Below are 19,841 nucleotides of genomic sequence, written 5' to 3' on the forward strand. Positions count from 1 at the left end.
TCATATAAGCGTTATACAGTTCATGTAGTTGCTAAAAGCCTGTAAGTAGCGCGGGATTGCAATCAGAAAAGCATCGTGGCCTTGCGGTGCATCAATCTCTAGGTAGCAGACGTCTTTGCGGGCAGCCATCAATGCGTCTACTAGCTCACGTGAGCGGGCCGGAGAAAAACGCCAGTCAGTGGTAAACGACATTACACAGAACTTAGCTGTTGTTTGTTCAAAGGTTTTCGCTAGATCATTGTCATAGCTTGCTGCTGGGTCGAAGTAGTCTAAAGCTTTAGTCATCAATAGATAGGTATTGGCGTCGAAACGTCCAGAAAACTCTTCGCTTTGATAACGCAGATAGCTTTCTACTTGGAATTCAACGCTATGGAAGTCGTAGTTAAGCTTCTCGTTCTTGAGACCACGGCCAAATTTTTCGCCCATGGAGTTATCGGACAGGTAAGTAATATGCCCAACCATTCGCGCTAGCATTAAGCCGCGCTTGGGGATTACGCCAGCTTCTTGGAAGAAACCGCCGTGAAACTCTGGGTCAGTGAGAATAGCTTGGCGTGCTACTTCGTTAAAAGCGATATTTTGTGCTGATAGTTTTGGAGCTGATGCAATTGCTAAACAATGGCGCACGCGATCCGGGTAAGAAATAGTCCACTGCAATGCCTGCATGCCGCCAAGGCTTCCGCCTATCACTGCTGCCCATTGGGCAATGCCTAGTAGATTGGCCAGTCGTGCCTGGCTATGTACCCAGTCTTCCACAGTCAGCACTGGGAAGTCAGCACCGAATGGTTTACCAGTTGCAGGGTTGAGACTGCTTGGGCCAGTAGAACCATTACAGCCGCCAAGGTTGTTTAGGCTTACTACAAAAAACTTGTTGGTGTCAATAGGCTTACCAGGGCCAATACAACTGTCCCACCAACCTGGTTTACGCTCATAGATACTGTGAAAGCCTGCGGCGTGATGATGACCGGACAGCGCGTGACTGATTAGTACAGCGTTGCTCACCATGGCGTTCAGTTGACCGTAGGTCTCATAGATTAAGTCATAATTAGGCAGCGAACGGCCACAGGCTAAAGCTAGCGGTTCACTGAAGTGCGCCACTTTTGGCGCAACTAGTCCAACAGAATCTGGGGGGAAGGCAGTTGGCATCGACCGTGCTCTCATTTAAATGAAGTGTAAGTTTAAAGAGCGGTAACCATAGCAGCAAGTAATAGTGTAGATACAAAATACAGGGAAGCTAGCTTCCCTGTATGATCTAGATCATTAATTATATATTGCACATTAGATTAGGCCAAATAGCTCTTTAGGCATCAATGCATAATATGCTAGGCGCGGAATTACCCAGCTTTGTAATAGCTGCATCACTATAAATACGAATATTGGCGAGATATCGATACCGCTCAGGTTTGGGATCAAGCGACGAAATGGTGCTAGCACTGGCTCTGTGATCTGTGTTACTAGCTCAGCGCCAGTACTGCGACTGTCTGGAGTGACCCATGAAAGGATTACGCTAATAATCATCGACCAGAAAATAATTTTTAGGAATAGTGAGAATATGCCGATTAGCCCCCATGGCAATAACAATACAGTGAAGGCCTGGTAGCCATGAAGCATCATAATCACTACAAACAGCACGATCTGCAGCAGCAAAGCCAACAATAGAGACGACATGTCTAGACCAAATAAGTTTGGCGTCACGTTACGTAGTGGTTTTAGCAGCGGCTGGGTGGCCTTAACTATGAATTGGCATAGTGGGTTATAGAAGTTTGCTCGTACTAGTTGCAAAATAAAACGCATCAGTACGATTAGTAAATATAGGCTACCTATAGTTTGAGTGATGAAAATGGCAGCGTCATTAATTCCGAGCATATTTGCTTCCTATTTAATAGGGTGACATTGAAGACAGCTATTTGCCGAGTTGCTTAGCTAATTCAGCCGAACGATGTGCTGCGGCAATCAGTGCTTTTTCCACTAAGATCTCAAAATTTCCAGCCTGTAACAATTCTAGAGCAGCTTGCGTAGTGCCACCAGGTGAAGTTACCCGACGTCGTAATTCAGTAGTATCTACATCACTATCGATGACCATGCTTGCAGCGCCTAGAGCAGTTTGTTCAACCAATAGCTTAGTTACTTCGTAGGGCAGGCCTAGTTTTACACCAGTAGTGATCATCGCTTCGATTAACAGGAAAAAATATGCCGGACCGCTACCTGATAAAGCGGTAACTGCGTCTAGTTGTTGCTCCTGCTTCAGCCAAACCACGACGCCTACGGCGGACAACAACTCTTGAGCCTGATTTCGCTGTTTAGCTACGACTTCAGGGGTAGCATATAAACCGCTTACGCCTTTGTGTAGCAGCGCTGGCGTATTAGGCATGCAGCGTACTATCGGTTGTGCAGCACCGAGCCAGGTTTTCATGCTAGCACAAGTGATACTAGCAGCAATTGATACTACCAGTTGATGTGGTTGTAGGTTGGGGCGCAGTTTTTTGCATATGGCCTGCATGGCTTGCGGTTTTACCGCCAGCACAATTATGTCAACTTCGCTGATCTTTTCAGTGATATCGGCAAATGTGTTGATATTGTACTTAGCACTTTCACGGGCGCTAATTTGTATGATCTCTAAGCTTTTATCCCGTAAGCCACCGATCAAACTAGCTGCCATGTTACCAGCACCTATAAAGGCAATGCGCGTGTTGCTCATAACAGATTCCTTTTCAGAGAAAATCAGTCATTTTATGACTAGCCATAATCTCTGGCGCCAAATAGAGCGGTACCTACCCGTATCCATGTAGCTCCTTTGGAGATGGCCGACTCCAGGTCATGACTCATACCCATAGAAAGTGTATCTAGCGGTAGTTTTAGGCTAGACTGCAGGTCTCTTAATGTTGTGAATGCTGCATCTTGTGCGGCGCGATCTTTAGTCTGCTTAGGTATTACCATTAGGCCACGCAGTTTGAGGCGCGGTAAAGCGCTAATAGCGCTAGCTAGTACTAACTGGTCAGGTGTACAGCCAGATTTGCTGGTTTCTCCACTGATGTTGGCTTGAATACAGATATTAAGTGGAGGCAGGTCAGCTGGGCGTTGCTCAGACAAGCGTTGCGCAATTTTTAGGCGGTCTACGGAATGTACCCAAGCGAAATTTTTAGCGATCGCACGAGTCTTATTCGATTGAATAGGGCCTATGAAGTGCCAATTCAATGGCAGGTCGGTTAATTCAGCCTGTTTACTTAAAGCTTCCTGTAGGTAGTTCTCTCCAAAATCTTGCATCCCAGCAGCATATGCCTCACGCACGGCCTGTGAAGGTTTGGTTTTGCTAACAGCAAGCAAGTGAATGCTACAGGCGTCACGTTGCACTGCTTGAGCCGCAGCTCGGATCCGCTTACTAATCTGGCTAATGTTGTTTGCTATTGTTGACATATAAAATATACTCGTGAATATTAAGGTCTAAGGTAATTCTACTAAAAATTGAGCGCTTTATAGATTTAGCTAGCCTGCTAACGGCTATCGTAAACTAGAGAGTTATGACTTGCATTTATCGATTCACTTAGCTCTAATATTGTATATTAATAGCTAGATATGGTCATAACATACGTCGTTACTCTCGTAAACATAGGCTGTAGATATACTAAGCTTTTTGCGTAACCAGCATTAAAAGCTTTTAAAAAAATTTCTTTAAATAAATTGTGTCTTGGTTCTTTCTTACTTTATAACTATTTTAGAGGAATTTATCTCAATATGAGGATTGCGGCTTAGGTGTTGCATTTTAAACAATTCATGTTTAGACCAAATTACAAGCCCATGAAACTCTCGACCTTAGTTTAATCTTCTGGTATATTGCCAAATTGTTGTGTAGTCTAAGCATGACCTCTTCATCTAAGCCCAGTAAATTGATAAAGTGGTCGATAATGATTGATTATCTAATCCAGTATCGACGCTAACGCATTCTTACCATGGAAGATGAGGTTAAATGTACAAAATGAGGCTGCAGTCTGAAATAACCATGATCAGTGCGCGCCCAGTATCTAGCAATGCTGACTGCTTTATAGCAGTGCCAAGTTTAGCATGATATTACATTTCTAATATAATGCTGGCAGGTTAGTTGTATGGCTTGGAAACTATACGCTTGCTACTAATGGATACTGAGATAAGATATTTGTTCTTTTAGTATGTATTGGCCTTTACACGTTAACTATCTTAGGTCGTAAACATTTTAGAGTAGTTAGTAAACGCGTTTATGGTATTGAAAAAACTATGGATGCGTGCTTTGTCATCAGAGTTATTACGGTTAGTGTTGTCTAGGTGACTGGTTGAGAAGATTAGTAGCAAGGCAGTATTACTGTTTGCTCAATTGATGTTGGGTGTATCTGCTAAGTATGACTGATATTCGTGTAAATAAAAGTGGCGCAGATGATCTTAGTGATTTGGGCTAGCGTGGCGTCAGTAATAAAAGCCTAGCATATAAGTTTGCTGACATTGGGTAGCAAGGAGTGGCTGTCAGTGAAGGTGGTATATAGTGTTGGCGTAAATACTCGCAGATATCTAAATATGATAATTGTATTGTGGTTGTGGGGGTTAAATTCACTTCTAATATAGATACTTAAGTATCTTAAGTGACTAGGTAATTTAAATTAAATAAGCCAATTGTATGCAGTTGTGCGTTGATTAAGTAAGTTTTCTCCAGCACTGATCGCGTTTAAAGTAGATCAATGATCTCTTAAGTCTGGTAGCTAATCTGCCCATCCACCAAGGTACAACGAACTGTAGCTGGTAGGTTATGGCTGATAAACGGGCAGTTTGTGCCACTGGATAACCATCGCCTTCCAGCAACAGTAAAGCTCGTTGGATCAAATAGTACTAGATCTGCTGCTGAACCTATCGTCAGCTTACCAGCTGGTAAGCGTAGCGCTTCTGCCGGGCCAGTGCTGAGGCGTGCTAACAGCGTTGGCAGGTCAAGAAGGCCTTCTTTCACTAGCGTTAGCGCTAATGGCAGCAATAGCTCCACGCTGCTGATGCCTGGCTCTGTAGCGCCAAATGGTGCTAGCTTAGCGTCGCGTTCGTGTGGCTGGTGGTGGCTGGAGATGGCTGAAACTACGCCAGACTTTACTGCCGCACGCAATTCATCACGGTCTGCGCTAGTGCGCAGTGGCGGCTGCACATAATACAAACTAGAAAAGTTAATCAGCGCTTCATCCGTTAGAATCAGCTGGTACAGTGCCACATCCGCTGTTACTGGAAGGCCGCAAGCCTGCGCTTGCGCTATTAATGCTACGCCACGTGCGCTTGTTAATTGGCTGAAGTGCGCACGTACGCCACTTTGCTCTACGAGTAATAGATTACGAGTTAGAGCTACAGTCTCAGCAGTTTCTGGAATGCCGGGTAAGCCAAGAAAGCTAGCTACTGTTCCTTCATGGGCCAGACCACCTTCAGCCAGATCACGGTCTTGTGAGTGTAAGATTACCGTTAAATCAAAGGTAGCTGCATATTCTAGAGCATAACGCAATGTGCGGGTACTACAGAAATTTTCTAAACCACCGCCAAAAGCTATGCAGCCAGCGTCACGTAGAGTTATCAACTCGGCTAGTTGTTCACCTTTTAAGTCTTTGCTAAGAGCACCAATAGGAAAGACCTTGCAGTTGCCGACTTCGCGGGCGCGGTCTAGGATCAGCTTAGTTATGGCTGACGTATCTATCACAGGCTTGGTATTTGGCGGACAGCATAGGCTGGTCACGCCACCAGCTGCAGCAGCGCGGGTTTCGCTAGTGATGTTGCCTTTGTGGCTGTAACCTGGTTCGCGTAAGGCGACGTTTATGTCTACTAGGCCTGGCGCGGCTACTAGTCCTTGGGCTTGGTAGCTTTCAATCGCGCTAAAACCAGTTGGGGCAGCACCAATAGAGATTATCTTACCGGCCTCTATATAAAGGTCAGTGATTTGATCTAGGCCGCTAGCCGGATCAATAACGCGAGCGCCAATAATGCTACGCCTCAATGGGTGTTCTCCTGCTGTAATTGACAGTGTATAGTTTGTCCTTGCATAGCCATATAAAGTACGGCCATGCGAACAGCAGTGCCGTAAGTGACTTGGTTTAAAATTACCGACTGCGGGCCATCAGCTAGTGTCGACTCAATTTCTACACCACGGTTGATAGGGCCAGGGTGCATCACTATTGCATTAGGTTTAGCACTTGCTAAACTCGCAGTAGTCAAGCCGAATATTTGATAGAACTCACCTTCGCTTGGCAGCAAGCCTGCCGCCATACGTTCGCGCTGTAGACGCAGCATAATTACTACGTCTACATCCTGGAGGCCTTGATTCATATTGGTGTAGATCTTTACACCATATTGCCCGATGCCGATCGGTAGCAGAGTTTTGGGCGCAATTACGCGGATATCTGGGCAGCCTAGGGTTTTCAGAGCTAGCATATTTGAGCGTGCTACACGCGAGTGTAATATGTCGCCAACAATAGCTACTGAGATGTTTTCAAAATCACCTTTGTGTCGACGAATAGTAAGCATGTCTAGCATGCTTTGGGTTGGGTGGGCGTGTTGGCCATCACCGCCGTTGATAATTGATACCTGCGGGTATATATGCTCAGCGATAAAATGTGCAGCGCCAGAGTGGCTGTGGCGCACCACAAACATATCAGTAGCCATAGCTTGTAGGTTACGCAGTGTATCGAGCAAAGTTTCGCCTTTGCTTGCTGATGAGGTAGACATGTTTAATGTGATCACGTCGGCAGACAGCCGACGGGCTGCTATTTCAAATGTGGTACGGGTGCGCGTTGAGTTCTCAAAGAATACGTTACAGATAGTTTTGCCGTTTAGCAGTGGAATGTTTTTTACTGCCATACCACCGACTTCAAGGAACGAATTGGCAGTTTCTAGGATTTCAGTGAGCAGTCGCCTTGGTAAGCCATCTATAGACAAGAAATGTTGCAACTGGCCATGAGCATTCAGTTGCAGCTGACACTTAGCATTTAGCGGTATCATCCTATGGTTAACTCTTTACAATATAGTTAAAAGGGCAAGATTTGTAGTTCAAACTTGTGTAGCGTATCATGTAGTAGTTTACGCGTTAGTGTGGTTTCTAAAGATAGGATTGTTATTAACCACATTAAGACTCATTAGCTATTCTATAGCTTAAAGCTTATTAGGCACACTAAGTTACTTTGGTCAAGTAGCCTTAGCTGAGCAACTAGTTTAAGGTGGTGCAAATAGTGAGGTTGCTTGTCAATAATCGTTGATCGGCACACAGATATTTGCTGTTTACCTTGAACGGTAGCTCTGATGGCTGCACTCGTGGGTACAGGTCTTTTTTGCTTAAGTAGTTACGATAACGCAACTATTATAGTACGCTCTAGAAGAAAGTTATTGCTAAATTTTTCGATAATGCCTGTGCTGTCCGTACACATAGTTAGTGCAGATGCCGATAAAATGTGCCGTACTGACTAGTACGGTATTGCAGATGTATATTGAGGCGAATTACTGTATGGCTTATCGATTTACTTGGATTTAGCTAGCTCATGATGACTCTTTCAAGATTTTACAATAATTAAAGTTTTGGCTAAAACGTAAAAATACGTAGCAAGCCACTTTATTTAGATTTCAACTAAAGTAGTTTGTCATTCAACCAACCTTGTAATAGTAAGGTTGCGGCGATAGCGTCTACTGGATCGTTACGGTAGTTGCCTATTTGCCCGCTACGGTTGTGACGTTCGAATTTAGCCTCGACAGTAGTTAAGCGTTCGTCATAGGTATAAAAAGGCAAGCTGTAGCGTCTACTTAGACGGCGTGCAAATTTTGCCGCGCGCAGGCACATGTCGCCATGAGTGCCGTCCATGTTTAAAGGTAGACCGACTATGATCGCATCTGGCTTCCACTCCTTTATCAAAGCCTCTACCTTATTCCACTCTGGTGTACCGTTCTTGGCTTTCAATGTGCATAGTTCTCTGGCTTGGCCAGTAATTAACTGGCCGATAGCTACACCGATCTTTTTAGTGCCGTAGTCAAAACCAAGGATTAGGCGTAAAGACATTAAGCATGCCCTGCCTGGTTAGTTAGCAGACTGAGGTCAACCCCCAGCTTAGCTGCGGCCGCTTTTAGGCGCAGCTCACTAGCAGTGTTGAACAGGATGTCGGCATCGAATGGACATGTTAGCCAGATATTACTAGCCAGTTCATCTTCTAGTTGCCCGGCTTCCCAACCAGCGTAGCCAATAGTGATTACGCTTTGTTTAGGCCCAACGCCATCGGCGATGGCGAACAACACATCTTGGGAAGTAGACAGCGACATATCTTCAAGGTCGATTGTAGCCTGGAACTTGGGTCCGGTCAGGTGTAATACAAAGCCACGATCAACTTGCACTGGTCCGCCAATATAGATCGGCACGTTTTGGCAACTGATTGGCGGATCAATCTCTGGGCGCAATTGTTCAAGGATATCAGCTAAGCTTAGCTCTTGTGGGCGATTTACTACTAGCCCCATGGCACCATTAGTTGTGTGCTCAACGACATAGGTTAAGGTCTGTGTAAAATTAGGGTCTGTCATATGTGGCATAGCGATTAGGAATTGGTGTTTAAGGTATGTAGAACTAGCATTTTTCATGTCCATTAGTGTGGTCCTGGAGGAATAAACTAACAAGCGGTGGCTGTGCTCCAGACGACAATTGTTATCAATTGTTCGATAGCTTGTTTTCGCTCCTGATAAATTTCAATGTGCTGATGATTTCCAGACGGTCTATATTATTCAGGTTACAGGTAAAAAGTGTGAACAGCGCAGCCTAGATACGCGATGCGCTGAGTATATCTATTTATGCAGCGGCTTATATGTAATGCTCAAGCATTTTTGCTGTATCTAACTTATACCGTCGCGATTAATTGATACCAGTGAGCATTATTTGCTATAGATCTGCTGGCTTCTTGCTTCTGTCTTATGTGTCAGCGTAATAGTGATTTATAGTTTTTGCTATGGAGTGGGAGTCAGATTAATAGTATTAATCACTGTTTTTACTGTTTTACTTATTCTTCTTTGCGAGGCATCGATCTTTTTTGTGGTGTGGTTCTTTGATTCCTGAATATAACAATAGTGAGTTGTAGGTTTTAGTGATTTGTATTGATTTGATTTATGTGAAGCTTGGGCTAAATAGTAACAGTAATACTAGGTAGGTTAGTGATGCTAAAAAACAGAGTAACTTTGAGTCGCTCAGCCAGTAGCACGCTGCTATGGAAGAATCCGTAGGGCATGTCAATCTTGTAGCATCACTACAAAAAAATTAAAATTACGCATTTTATAGGTGATGCATGGTAACGTAATATTAGTTTTTGTCTAGCTGTTCTATTTCACTTGGTTTGTAGCTTGCGTTCAATCGTTTCTATTAGCATTTCACTAATGTTTATATCAAATGCGTTGTCAATTTCGCGAATGCAAGTAGGGTTAGTAACGTTGATTTCAGTTAGATGCTCACCAATAATATCTAGTCCTACGAATAGCAAGCCTTTTTCGCGTAAGGTTGGCCCTACTTGAGATGCAATCCAACGATCCTTGTCCGACAATATTCGAGCTTCGCCATGACCGCCAGCTGCTAGATTGCCACGGGTTTCACCAGCTGCTGGAATACGCGCTAAAAAGTAATCTACAGGCTCGCCGTCGATCATCAAGATGCGTTTATCGCCGTCTTTGATTGCTGGTAGATAAGTCTGCCCCATGATCTGCTGGGTACCTAGGGCAGTCATAGTTTCTAAGATCACTGATAGGTTTGGATCTCCTGCACGATGACGGAAGATTGAAGTACCGCCCATACCATCTAGTGGTTTAAGGATCACATCACTATGATTTGAGGCGAACTTACGCAGCACATCAGGGTGGCGACTGACTACAGTCGGTGGCGCACATTGTGGAAAAAATGTAACGAATAGTTTTTCATTATAGTCGCGCAAGCTTTGAGGCTTGTTGACGATCAACACGCCTACGCGCTCAGCCTGCTCTAGTAAGTAGGTAGAATAAATAAACTCCATATTAAATGGAGGATCCTTGCGCATTAAGATCACGTCAAAATCGCTTAACCGGCTGTCGATTTCGTTATCGAGCTCAAACCATTTCTCATGGTTAGGAAATACCTGTAGTTGGCGCATACGTGCGCGGACTTCACCATCGCCATAGTAAAGATCGCGTTGCTCCATATAGAACAGAGTCCATCCGCTGGATTGAGCAGCTAAAAGTATAGCTAGCGAACTGTCTTTGTTGTAAGTAATATGAGCGATAGGATCCATAACAATACCGCCGCGAACGTTCATATATATGTCCTCTGTTAAATTAGAGCGCACCATAAAATGGTATAATGGCCACGTTATTGCTATCGCAAGTTACGAAAAAATACTTAATTATTTGCCATATAGGTTGTGTCAGGAAACTATGCTAAAAATATTGCCACTGAGCAGCAGCTATTGAATTCCAAGAATTCAGCGCTTATCCTGACGTAATATTATGCGATATACACCGAAAACTAATCTGTTGTAACTATCTCAAAGTAAACACTGGATAGTGTTTTTTGACGCCTTCAGAATGATAGCAATTAATAACTCGAAATTGATCTAATGCGCTGCTACAATGCTATTGTAAGGCATTGAGGTGCGATTTATAATCTAGACAACTGATAGTTTTAATAGCTACGAATCTGTATAGCTGCTAGCTAGATTATTATTTTTATCAATGTATAATTTTACGTTTAGATATAAAAAATCTGTATACTAGTAAAATCTGACTAGGCGTTTTAGCTTGATTATGGTGATCATACTCTCTACTCTTCCACCAAAGAGACTTGTGCGATCAAGCTTAGAAGTATGTTGTTTGGGTTAATAAGATTATAACTAAATATTCAGCAAAAAACTATATAGGTGCAACTTAAAAGCCTGTAATGATGTCTTTGCTAGAGCAAAATAAGTACGTTAATAACGTTTTATGAATAGCTATTTATAGATTAACGCAATAAATACTGATGCAGCTGAATAAACTATAGCATCCTCATCCGCCTTCAACGATTGTTGATTTGAATATATAAATTTACTGGTAGCGCAATTTCAGCACTGTCATAAAGTTTTAAAGGTCATATAAGGCTAAAATAGCGTGGCTAGGTTCTGTAGCTCTGATCAAATAAAAAACTGCATTATATAAAGTTGATAAGCAAATTAATTATCAGGTCTTAATGGTTTCAAGATGTATGCGCAAGCTATCCAAAAAGCCAGCAAGCAACATATAGTATGGGTTACCATAATAAATAAATCTAACATTTGTGCTCGTGGCTAAATATGCGTAGTTGCTTTTTGCTAGCGATAAATATTAGTATGCCTGTGGCTTGAAAGTGTCTAAGGTACGCAAGTAACGGCAGTTATTGGTAGTTGAGTACAGTCTTATATGGACTGTCATGGTTGTATAGATATTGTTTTTTATCACACTAATGTATGCATCGTGCTGTTATTCGCTAATTTTGCAGACCTCAACATCATAGTCTATATATGACAAATAAAACATAGTTATTGCTACTATTTACGCGATTAATAAAATAGCATGGCTATTTAAAGTGTATTTACGGCCTGGCTGAGTACAATTATCAAAACTTCGTTACAATTATTCGAGGTACCTATTTTGCGAGTAATACAGACAGTTTGTTGCAAACTTTTTTAAGACAGTCATGGCACCTGTTTGCATATTTTGCAAACCTTGTTATTTGGTATAATTTCGATATTTTATGCCGTTATTTATTGTGTTTTGCTGGCATTTAGATCTTGCTTATTCCTATCAATCTCGCTAATAGCTACGTGTAGCTAACAGTCAGTTGTACAAAACTCCCAGAAAACGAGCATAATTCAAACATCATTATGCGTCTAGCTAAAAAGCTTTAGTATCAAGTCTAGCAAATCACTATAGTCTACATCGCAACTTATCAGATGATTTAGTCCATTAGGCCAAATGTTTGCCAATGCTATTTACCCTTAGACTATAGCGAGCGGAGCGTTCGATAAAGATGACTAATACATGCAACAAAGTTAATGCACAAAATACTGTCCTCATGACACGTATGGCATTTTTGGGCAAATTGAGAACATTTATATACATGCACAAGCGTTTTTTGAGTTCTCTCAGGAGATTTATATTATCTGAGATAATATAAACTAAACTGACAGCACTGTGTTTAACGTAGTGGTCCAGGTTGGTAACCAACTAATGTTAGGTATTGTAGTGTTGTGGTCACGGCTTATGAAGTACAGCGATAAATGTCTTTATCGTGGGTAGTTTACTTAGCGATGAAAGTAACTCAACTAGAGTACTGCGCAAGACATTTTTAGGCTCTTACCGCTACAGGCTTAGTTTGTGGGATGCAGATTCGCGATTAGATATGCTTAGATTCTCCTGGACACTACGGTATCAATTATCTATCGGTATTATGGAACATTACGTAAATAAAGAAATACGTATTGCTTGCTGTATAGCTAGTTACGCCACAAGTTACACGTATATTATGAAGAATCATGTAACGCCTGGAGCTATTCATAATTTTTATGCTGCTAGTTTTATGTAACGCACCTACTATATATCCTAGAGTGTAGGTAGCGGCAAAAGAGATGATTTAAAAGTTGATATTTTCTATCTGTTTACTGATAGTTATATGTTGTTTTATCTGAGATATAGCGTGGGTTAGATGTTGTTTTGGATTATGTACGGTTGTGGTAATGTTGCATTCTATAAAAAATCATATTTCGTCTGATGTGCTGATTCTATTAATTGTGATCTACGTTAATGACAATCTAGATCATGCTATTGATGTTAATGATTAAACCGTTTGCAGTAGCACTGAATAATGTTAGTCTTGTTTGACTGACGTCATGCGTAGTGTTTATATATTGTTGGTATTATTTTGTGCTTTTGCTTTAGGCGGTGGATAGTTTGTACCATTTCTATGGTTTGGTATTTATTTGTGTGTCTACTATTCATATAGTAAGTAGATCAGAAAACAGCGTATATTGAATACGCTGACCATGATTGTAAGTAGACCAATCTCTTACAGTTTTAATTTGGTTTGTAATGCTGGATTAAAAGTCACCCCAGAGTTGTTGAGCAACAGCTAATGCTACGACTGGCGTTGTCTCAGTGCGTAGTATGCGCGGGCCGAGGCTGGCAGTGTGGAAGCCAGCACCTTGAGCGGTTTTGATTTCAGTATCGGTCAAACCACCTGCAGGCCCAATTAAGAAGGCTATGCTAGCAGGTTTAGCATAGCTGGTCATCGGCTCGGCCACTGGGTGCAATGTCAGTTTTAAATCTGCCTCAGTTTGTTTCAACCAGTCTATTAGCAACAGCGGTGGAAGAATCACTGGCACTGTTGAGCGCCCGCACTGCTCACATGCGCTAATTGCTATCTGGCGCCAGTGTAATAGACGTTTACTGTTGTGTTCGCCTTTTAGATATATTTCGCAGCGTTCGCTAAAAATTGGCGTAATTTCATTAACACCCAATTCAGTAGCTTTTTGGATCGCCCAATCCATACGCTTGCTTCTAGACAAGCCCTGACCTAGGTAGACGTATAATGGTGATTCAGTTTGGCCTGCAAAGCTTTTTGTTAGTTGTACGGTGACTTGTTGTTTTCCAACTTCTAATAATATTCCCAGAAATTCTTGACCAGAACCATCAAATAGCCGTATGGTGTCGCCTTTTCTTTTACGCAGTACACGGCTAATGTAGTATGCTAGAGCTTCTGGCAGCTCATGGTTGCCAATGTTAAGTGGAATATTGGTGAAAAAGCGAGAAAATCTCATTTATATACTTTCAAAGTAAGTGAGGGTTATCAGCCAGGATCACGGAAGTTTGGGTAGAAGTCTTTAGACATTGCAACGCTTACTTTACTGTTAGTTGCGATATCTATGCCTTCACTGGCTATTTCAACTAAAAAACTAATCTGTTCTGGTGTGATTACATACGGTGGCAAAAGATATACTACACTGCCCAGTGGCCTCAATAACGCACCACGCTTCAGGGCGTGCTTAAACACTTTTAAGCCACGGCGTTCTTGCCATGGGTAGGCTGCTTTATTGGTCTTATCCTGCACCATCTCGATTGCCATTATCATGCCTGTTTGGCGTACTTCCGAAATATGAGGATGATCTATTAGATTAGCGGTAGCCTTAGTCATGCACTGAGCTAAGGCTTTGTTTTTTACAATGACATTATCTTCTTTAAAGATATCTAGGGTCGCTAATGCTGCGGCGCACGCCAATGGATTTCCAGTATAGCTGTGTGAGTGCAGGAAAGCGCGCAGGGTTTGGTAGTCGTCGTAAAATGCGCTATATACATCTTCTGTAGTGACTACAGCAGCTAGTGGCAAGTAACCACCAGTGAGGGCTTTAGATAGGCATAAAAAATCTGGGCAGATGCATGCCTGTTCACAGGCAAACATACTGCCAGTACGGCCGAAGCCAACAGCGATTTCATCATGTATCAGATGTACGTTATAGCGGTCGCAAGATTCACGCAGCAGTTCAAGATACACCGGATGGTACATGCGCATGCCGCCAGCGCCCTGGATTAATGGCTCGATGATTACAGCAGCAACAGTGTTGTGGTTTTCCGCTAGAGCTTGTTCCATGGCTAGGAACATGTTACGCGAGTGTTCTTCCCAGCTTATGCCATCAGGTCGCAGGTAGCAGTCCGGGCTGGGTACTTTAATGCTGTCAAGTAGCAATGCTTTATAGGTCTCTGTAAATAGAGGTACATCGCCAATTGACATTGCAGCAATGGTTTCACCGTGATAGCTATTAGTTAAAGTGATGAAGCGCTTTTTTTTCGGTAGGCCACGGTTAAGCCAGTAGTGAAAACTCATCTTTAGTGCAACTTCAATACACGAAGAACCATTATCTGCGTAGAAGCACCGCGTTAAACTTTCTGGCGTGATTTCGATGAGGCGTTCCGATAGCTCAATTACTGGCTGGTGGCTAAAACCTGCTAGAATGACGTGTTCAAGCTGATCGATCTGGTCTTTAATACGTTTATTAATGCGCTGGTTAGCGTGACCAAATAGGTTGACCCACCATGAGCTGATGGCATCGATGTAGCGCTTGCCTTCGAAGTCTTCTAGCCATACGCCTTCGCCGCGTTTGATCGGGATTAGTGGCAGTTGCTGGTGGTCTTTCATTTGTGTACATGGATGCCACAGTACTGCAAGGTCGCGTTGCATCCACTGGTTATTCAAGTTCATCAGTTATTTCCTCGAAGAGACTATGCGCTTTGTTGTAGGGGAAATAATTATGTAGGCATATATAATACTAGGTAGCGTAATAAATTAATTACGGATTAATGAACATTAGACGCTAGATGATGTTTCTAGCTTCTTAGGACTAATCACTAGTCATTTGTTAACATGCTATATATAATTTTTAATCGTATTTTTTGATATTTTAAAGCTATTTTTTCACTATAATTGATAGATACATTACCTAATAACTAGGTGACATCCAGTATCAAATTTAGGATATATAACTACGTAACTCATCGGTTAGCTATGGTCAGGTAAATATTATTTGCACTCAGGCATACGCTTTGGTATGCGGTTTTATTTACTTCTAGCTTATGTTATGGTTTACCTATAGCCACTATAGCACTTTCTGTAAAAGATACGTTTTATCTGCATATAAAATAGCATAGCGTTACGTGCCATTATGTCAATGTTTAGAATTTTATCATATTTCTGCTACTAGTATTGATGGTATTCATATAATTATTCTTGGTGCCGCGTACGGCTAAGTATGCTTCTGTTTTTAGCTGTTTATCATTATGATCATCAGCTATCTGATGTTTACCTCAGATAAGATTAAATTAATATCCAGATATATAGCTTATTTTAGATTTTATGATAGTTTATCATCTTCAGGATAAGGTAGATTCTGCTAGTATATTAGGTTTATATCTAGCATTTCGCTTAGGGTATGGTAGTTTTTTTTGCCGGTTTACATGGCGGCTACTGCTGTGTTTAATGCTATTTTATTGGTCTTGATGTGACTCTGACGCGAATACCATAGTATAAGCGTGATGGTTAATCTTAATTCACAAGGAATAGATAATATATTAAAAAAAAGATGCTCATCGCTTTAATAATTAGGTTAACTATAATATACGTAGGTTTAATAATAGCTATTGAGTAAGCAATTAATAAGAAGACAATACACTTTTGCGATCTCAATATTAGCTACTGGAATTAGCTATCTAACATTAAATTCATGGTGCTTGAATGATAAGTTAAACTTAAACGCCGTTAAGTTAGTCTCCATTACAATGATCACTCCACCAGTAAGAATGCTGACAGCACAGTTATTATTAACATGGCAATCTGCCAGATTATTCTTTGCGTAACTAAACCAGTAGTGATTAAAACTGCTTTTAATGAAATCAAAAAAATCCAATTAAGGCGGCTGCTATGCTAATCTCGAAGGTATTATCATCTATAATTAATCGTTATGATTTTATCAATCAGTTAAATCTTAACTTAACATCTAATCTGGTTTAATGGCGCGTAACCTTTAACTTACCAAAGTTAAGCAATTATGCAGTTAATTAAAATGTTAAGCTTAAATTATATAGTAGTGTCCTGCTATTTGCAGGATTTATAATCTTGTTTAATATGTTAGTATATGGTCTTTAAGCTAGTTGTGTGGCTAGGTGGTTTATGTCAAAGGTTGTATTGTTTTATGGGTCAGAACATATAGCAGTGTGCGGCATACGTAGGCTAGCTGCCTGTGATCTGGATCCATTCTATGTATTAACTAAATTAGAAGGCTAAAATTAGTGCGCCATAGCAATATTTTTAGGCGTCACTATATATACTGATATTGACTAACTTAAACAAGCTCGCCGCTATTAGTGTGTATTAGCATCAGTTTACATGCAACTGGTTCACATTTGCTTAGTTTGAGTCAGTGTTTTGAAGGTAAGCAAGTGTGACAAGTTATTTGCAGTATTCAATTTGTAAATTCTTTTTACAAACAGATCTGATAATAGCCACTACTCATAAAATGAGTAAGCTACGGATAATAGTAGCAAGTTATTAATGCCAAGAGCACTATACTTTAACTTATATTTAATGGAGTTGCAGCATTTGTGAAATATTATTTCAGTAGATTATACATCTTATATCTCAATAAGATAGACCGAGTTTTTCATTGTTGTCGCGTATGATATAGCTAGTAAATAGTTAGCAAAATTTAATCATCATAGCATGCCTTGCTGTGAATATACAACTTTAATCTAAAGCTGTTATTCGTCAAAAGACGATACAATTCTATAATTTAATAAAGTGTTTATAATTAATAAGTGAGTTGCTAGATGCATGAAACGCCTAGCCTAATCTAGGCGTTTTTATTAGTGTTAAAATATTATCGATTACGAGTCAGCAGCGCTGGTTTTTTCCTATAAAGACGATCTGGTAACTCATTCAACTGTTCGGGTGCTTGAAAACGATTCGCTTTAGATTCTTTGTGGATAATCTTCGGCACTTGGCTACCGCTCAAGTACTGCTTAGCACGCTCAGATGAGCGTGGCTGGTAGTTACTAGTCTGGCGGTCGTTATTGCGTAAGTAATTCTGGTGCCTATTATGTGGCTGGTAACTACGGCCTGTAGTTATTTTAGTCTGTGGTACATAATCAATACGATTACCGAAGTTATCTACATCATCGTCAAGAAACTCGTCCGGTGCACGGTCGACAGGCGTGTGTGGCAGCTTGTGTTGTTTGCGGACCGTGGTTCTGTCATGTAGCTTGGGCGTGCGTGCTAAATGTTTGTCATGTCTATCGGTAGACGCTTTTTCTGCTCTACCTGTGTTTTTGTTTTTGTCGCGACGACCGCTACCACTGTTATTCATGTCGTCGCTATTCGATTTGCGTGGGTTACACATGTCTGAACGCTCACGAGTTTCAAGTTTTTCGGTTTTCACGGCGCTGGCATTGAAGCCCAGGGGGTCACCTGCAGCGATTTTTTGCTTTGTCATGTGTTCGATGCTGTTTAGCAGTTTTTCTTCTTCAGGTGCAACCAGAGAAATAGCCTTTCCCGAACGACCGATACGACCGGTGCGGCCAATACGGTGGATATAGTCTTCATAGACGTTTGGTAACTCGAAGTTGACCACGTGTGGTAGTTGGTCAATATCCAGACCACGAGCGGCAATATCAGTAGCTACCAGGATACGTACGGAACCGTCCTTGAAGTTAGCCAGCGCTTTAGTACGCGCGTTTTGACTCTTGTTGCCGTGGATGGCAACTGCAGTGAAGCCATGTTTGTCTAAATGTTTAGCTAGACGGTTAGCACCGTGCTTAGTACGGGTAAATACTAGCACCTGCTTCCAAGCATTTATGGTAAACAGGTGCGCTAGCAGCGCACGCTTGTGATCAGCAGCCACGCGGAATACGCGTTGTTCAATACGTTCTACTGTAGAGTTCGGTGGTGTAACTTCAATGTGCTCAGGGTTTTGCAGCAGCTTTCTAGCTAGGGCGGTGATGTCGTTAGAAAAAGTCGCTGAGAATAGTAAATTCTGACGTTTAGCTGGCAGGCTAGCAAGAATCTTTTTGACAGCATGTACAAAGCCCATATCAAGCATGCGGTCAGCTTCGTCCAGTACAAGTATTTCTACGTGAGATATATCAATATTGCCTTGATTACAAAGATCGAGCAAACGACCAGGGCAGGCAACCAGCACATCAACACCGCTGGACATAGCTTTAACCTGTGCATTGAGATTAACGCCGCCGAAGACACAGGCGCTAACTAGCTGTAATTCATCGGCATACAGTTGAAAGCTTTTGTGTATTTGGGTGGCTAGCTCTCTGGTAGGGGTCAGGATCAGGGCGCGTGGCTGGCGTGGCCAGTGACGTTGTGGTTTATCTTGGTGACCATTAGGGAATAACCTCTCTAGAATTGGGATGGCAAAGCAACCGGTTTTGCCAGTACCTGTCTGAGCCGTAACCATCAGGTCACGACCCTGCAATACTGCAGGAATAGCTCGCTGTTGCACCGGAGTAGGCTCAGCATAGCCAGCTGCCTCGATGACACGGACTAAAGCCTCGGAGAGACCAAGGGAAGCAAAGGACATGAGTAATCCTGTTTTTTAGTAAGAACTTGGCCCAAATGGGGTTATCTTGTTGGTTGTAGGCGCTCAGTGGGGAGCACAACCACGTCCGCCCATGCTTGTGTTTAGCAGTACTCCCGCCGGGTCGCGTAGACTGAAAATTACCTGACGGCTTAGTTGAATGCCTGTTTAATACTTCGGCAATTTAGTTTAGGTCTGACAGAAAGGCTAGAGCATCACAGAGCAATTACCGCATGCTGCTGACATGCAACTTAACGGCGTATTTTGAATACGGTAAATATCGCTTTAGCCAAAAGCCTTTACATTTATGCTCACTGCCTTACTTACAGGCTATGTACTTGTTCAGTCTGTGATAACTAGAGTAATGTGCCTTAACGATAGCGTTCTGAAGCTGATCCTATTTTAGGTACTTACTCATAGTTAAACAGAGTTAATTCTCTGAATGATATTGTTATTGAGGTAACTCCACATTTAAGGTTTCTACTGGGTATGACCGTTTATTGGTATAGGTATTCATAAATTTAACGCCTAATAAAAGTTTAGCATCCTACAAATTAACAGGACTGTCGCATTAATAAAGCTGCAGACAATATTTAGATTGGCATAGTTTTGGCTGGGCATCGTTAAACGGTATTTTAAGCTGTGCATAGCCACTAAAACACTATTATTTCGTAATCTAGGTCTTGTATACAGTCCTTATTATTGCAAACATAATACGCTAAAGGTCCATTT

Annotated in this window: 12 protein-coding genes; all 12 read right to left on the reverse strand. The window is 41.9% G+C overall.

Annotation, left to right across the window (positions count from 1 at the left end; genetic code table 11):
* Positions 1-1,143 (reverse strand): homoserine O-succinyltransferase MetX, encoded by a 1,143-nt coding sequence (gene metX / locus C3B55_RS00395; RefSeq protein WP_129210464.1) that lies wholly within the window; start codon positions 1,141-1,143, stop codon positions 1-3.
* Positions 1,144-1,275: 132 nt separating this feature from the next.
* A complete protein-coding gene (locus tag C3B55_RS00400) occupies positions 1,276-1,863 on the reverse strand; it encodes a YggT family protein (protein ID WP_129210466.1) in 588 nt (195 codons plus the stop codon).
* A gap of 37 nt (positions 1,864-1,900) precedes the next feature.
* Entirely contained in the window at positions 1,901-2,695 is a 795-nt protein-coding gene (gene proC / locus C3B55_RS00405) for a pyrroline-5-carboxylate reductase (protein ID WP_129210468.1), read from the reverse strand.
* A gap of 38 nt (positions 2,696-2,733) precedes the next feature.
* A complete protein-coding gene (locus tag C3B55_RS00410; RefSeq protein WP_129210470.1) occupies positions 2,734-3,411 on the reverse strand; it encodes a YggS family pyridoxal phosphate-dependent enzyme in 678 nt (225 codons plus the stop codon).
* 1,297 nt (positions 3,412-4,708) lie between these two features.
* Positions 4,709-5,980, reverse strand: coding sequence for a dihydroorotase (locus C3B55_RS00415; protein WP_129210472.1), 1,272 nt, complete (start codon positions 5,978-5,980; stop codon positions 4,709-4,711).
* Positions 5,977-6,981 carry an aspartate carbamoyltransferase catalytic subunit gene (locus C3B55_RS00420; RefSeq protein ID WP_129210474.1) on the reverse strand — a complete coding sequence of 335 codons (1,005 nt, stop codon included), beginning with the start codon at positions 6,979-6,981 and terminating at the stop codon, positions 5,977-5,979. Before C3B55_RS00420 ends, C3B55_RS00415 begins: the two co-directional genes overlap by 4 nt.
* Positions 6,982-7,600: 619 nt before the next feature.
* Entirely contained in the window at positions 7,601-8,026 is a 426-nt protein-coding gene (gene ruvX, locus C3B55_RS00425; RefSeq protein WP_129210476.1) for a Holliday junction resolvase RuvX, read from the reverse strand.
* Entirely contained in the window at positions 8,026-8,595 is a 570-nt protein-coding gene (locus tag C3B55_RS00430) for a YqgE/AlgH family protein (RefSeq protein WP_129211857.1), read from the reverse strand. The genes ruvX and C3B55_RS00430 overlap by 1 nt, the downstream gene beginning before the upstream one ends.
* 734 nt (positions 8,596-9,329) lie before the next feature.
* Complete coding sequence (gene gshB / locus C3B55_RS00435; protein WP_129210478.1) at positions 9,330-10,283, reverse strand: glutathione synthase; 954 nt, start codon at positions 10,281-10,283, stop codon at positions 9,330-9,332.
* Positions 10,284-13,076: 2,793 nt separating this feature from the next.
* Positions 13,077-13,796 (reverse strand): 16S rRNA (uracil(1498)-N(3))-methyltransferase, encoded by a 720-nt coding sequence (locus C3B55_RS00440; protein ID WP_129210480.1) that lies wholly within the window; start codon positions 13,794-13,796, stop codon positions 13,077-13,079.
* A 29-nt stretch (positions 13,797-13,825) separates the two neighbouring features.
* Positions 13,826-15,232, reverse strand: coding sequence for an adenosylmethionine--8-amino-7-oxononanoate transaminase (locus tag C3B55_RS00445; protein ID WP_129210482.1), 1,407 nt, complete (start codon positions 15,230-15,232; stop codon positions 13,826-13,828).
* A gap of 2,170 nt (positions 15,233-17,402) precedes the next feature.
* Positions 17,403-19,112 carry a DEAD/DEAH box helicase gene (locus tag C3B55_RS00450; RefSeq protein WP_129210484.1) on the reverse strand — a complete coding sequence of 570 codons (1,710 nt, stop codon included), beginning with the start codon at positions 19,110-19,112 and terminating at the stop codon, positions 17,403-17,405.
* Positions 19,113-19,841 lie beyond the last annotated feature (729 nt).

It is taken from the genome of Candidatus Pseudomonas adelgestsugas, from assembly GCF_004124255.1.
Classification (GTDB): domain Bacteria; phylum Pseudomonadota; class Gammaproteobacteria; order Pseudomonadales; family Pseudomonadaceae; genus Aquipseudomonas; species Aquipseudomonas adelgestsugas.

Bases quoted from the DNA above. Each gene is read 5' to 3' on its own strand.
- C3B55_RS00450 (WP_129210484.1), bottom strand. From the start codon at position 19,112: ATGTCCTTTGCTTCCCTTGGTCTCTCCGAGGCTTTAGTCCGTGTCATC.
- C3B55_RS00445 (WP_129210482.1), bottom strand. From the start codon at position 15,232: ATGAACTTGAATAACCAGTGGATGCAACGCGACCTTGCAGTACTGTGG.
- C3B55_RS00430 (WP_129211857.1), bottom strand. From the start codon at position 8,595: ATGAAAAATGCTAGTTCTACATACCTTAAACACCAATTCCTAATCGCT.
- proC (WP_129210468.1), bottom strand. From the start codon at position 2,695: ATGAGCAACACGCGCATTGCCTTTATAGGTGCTGGTAACATGGCAGCT.
- C3B55_RS00400 (WP_129210466.1), bottom strand. From the start codon at position 1,863: ATGCTCGGAATTAATGACGCTGCCATTTTCATCACTCAAACTATAGGT.
- metX (WP_129210464.1), bottom strand. From the start codon at position 1,143: ATGCCAACTGCCTTCCCCCCAGATTCTGTTGGACTAGTTGCGCCAAAA.
- ruvX (WP_129210476.1), bottom strand. From the start codon at position 8,026: ATGTCTTTACGCCTAATCCTTGGTTTTGACTACGGCACTAAAAAGATC.
- C3B55_RS00440 (WP_129210480.1), bottom strand. From the start codon at position 13,796: ATGAGATTTTCTCGCTTTTTCACCAATATTCCACTTAACATTGGCAAC.
- C3B55_RS00410 (WP_129210470.1), bottom strand. From the start codon at position 3,411: ATGTCAACAATAGCAAACAACATTAGCCAGATTAGTAAGCGGATCCGA.
- gshB (WP_129210478.1), bottom strand. From the start codon at position 10,283: ATGAACGTTCGCGGCGGTATTGTTATGGATCCTATCGCTCATATTACT.
- C3B55_RS00420 (WP_129210474.1), bottom strand. From the start codon at position 6,981: ATGATACCGCTAAATGCTAAGTGTCAGCTGCAACTGAATGCTCATGGC.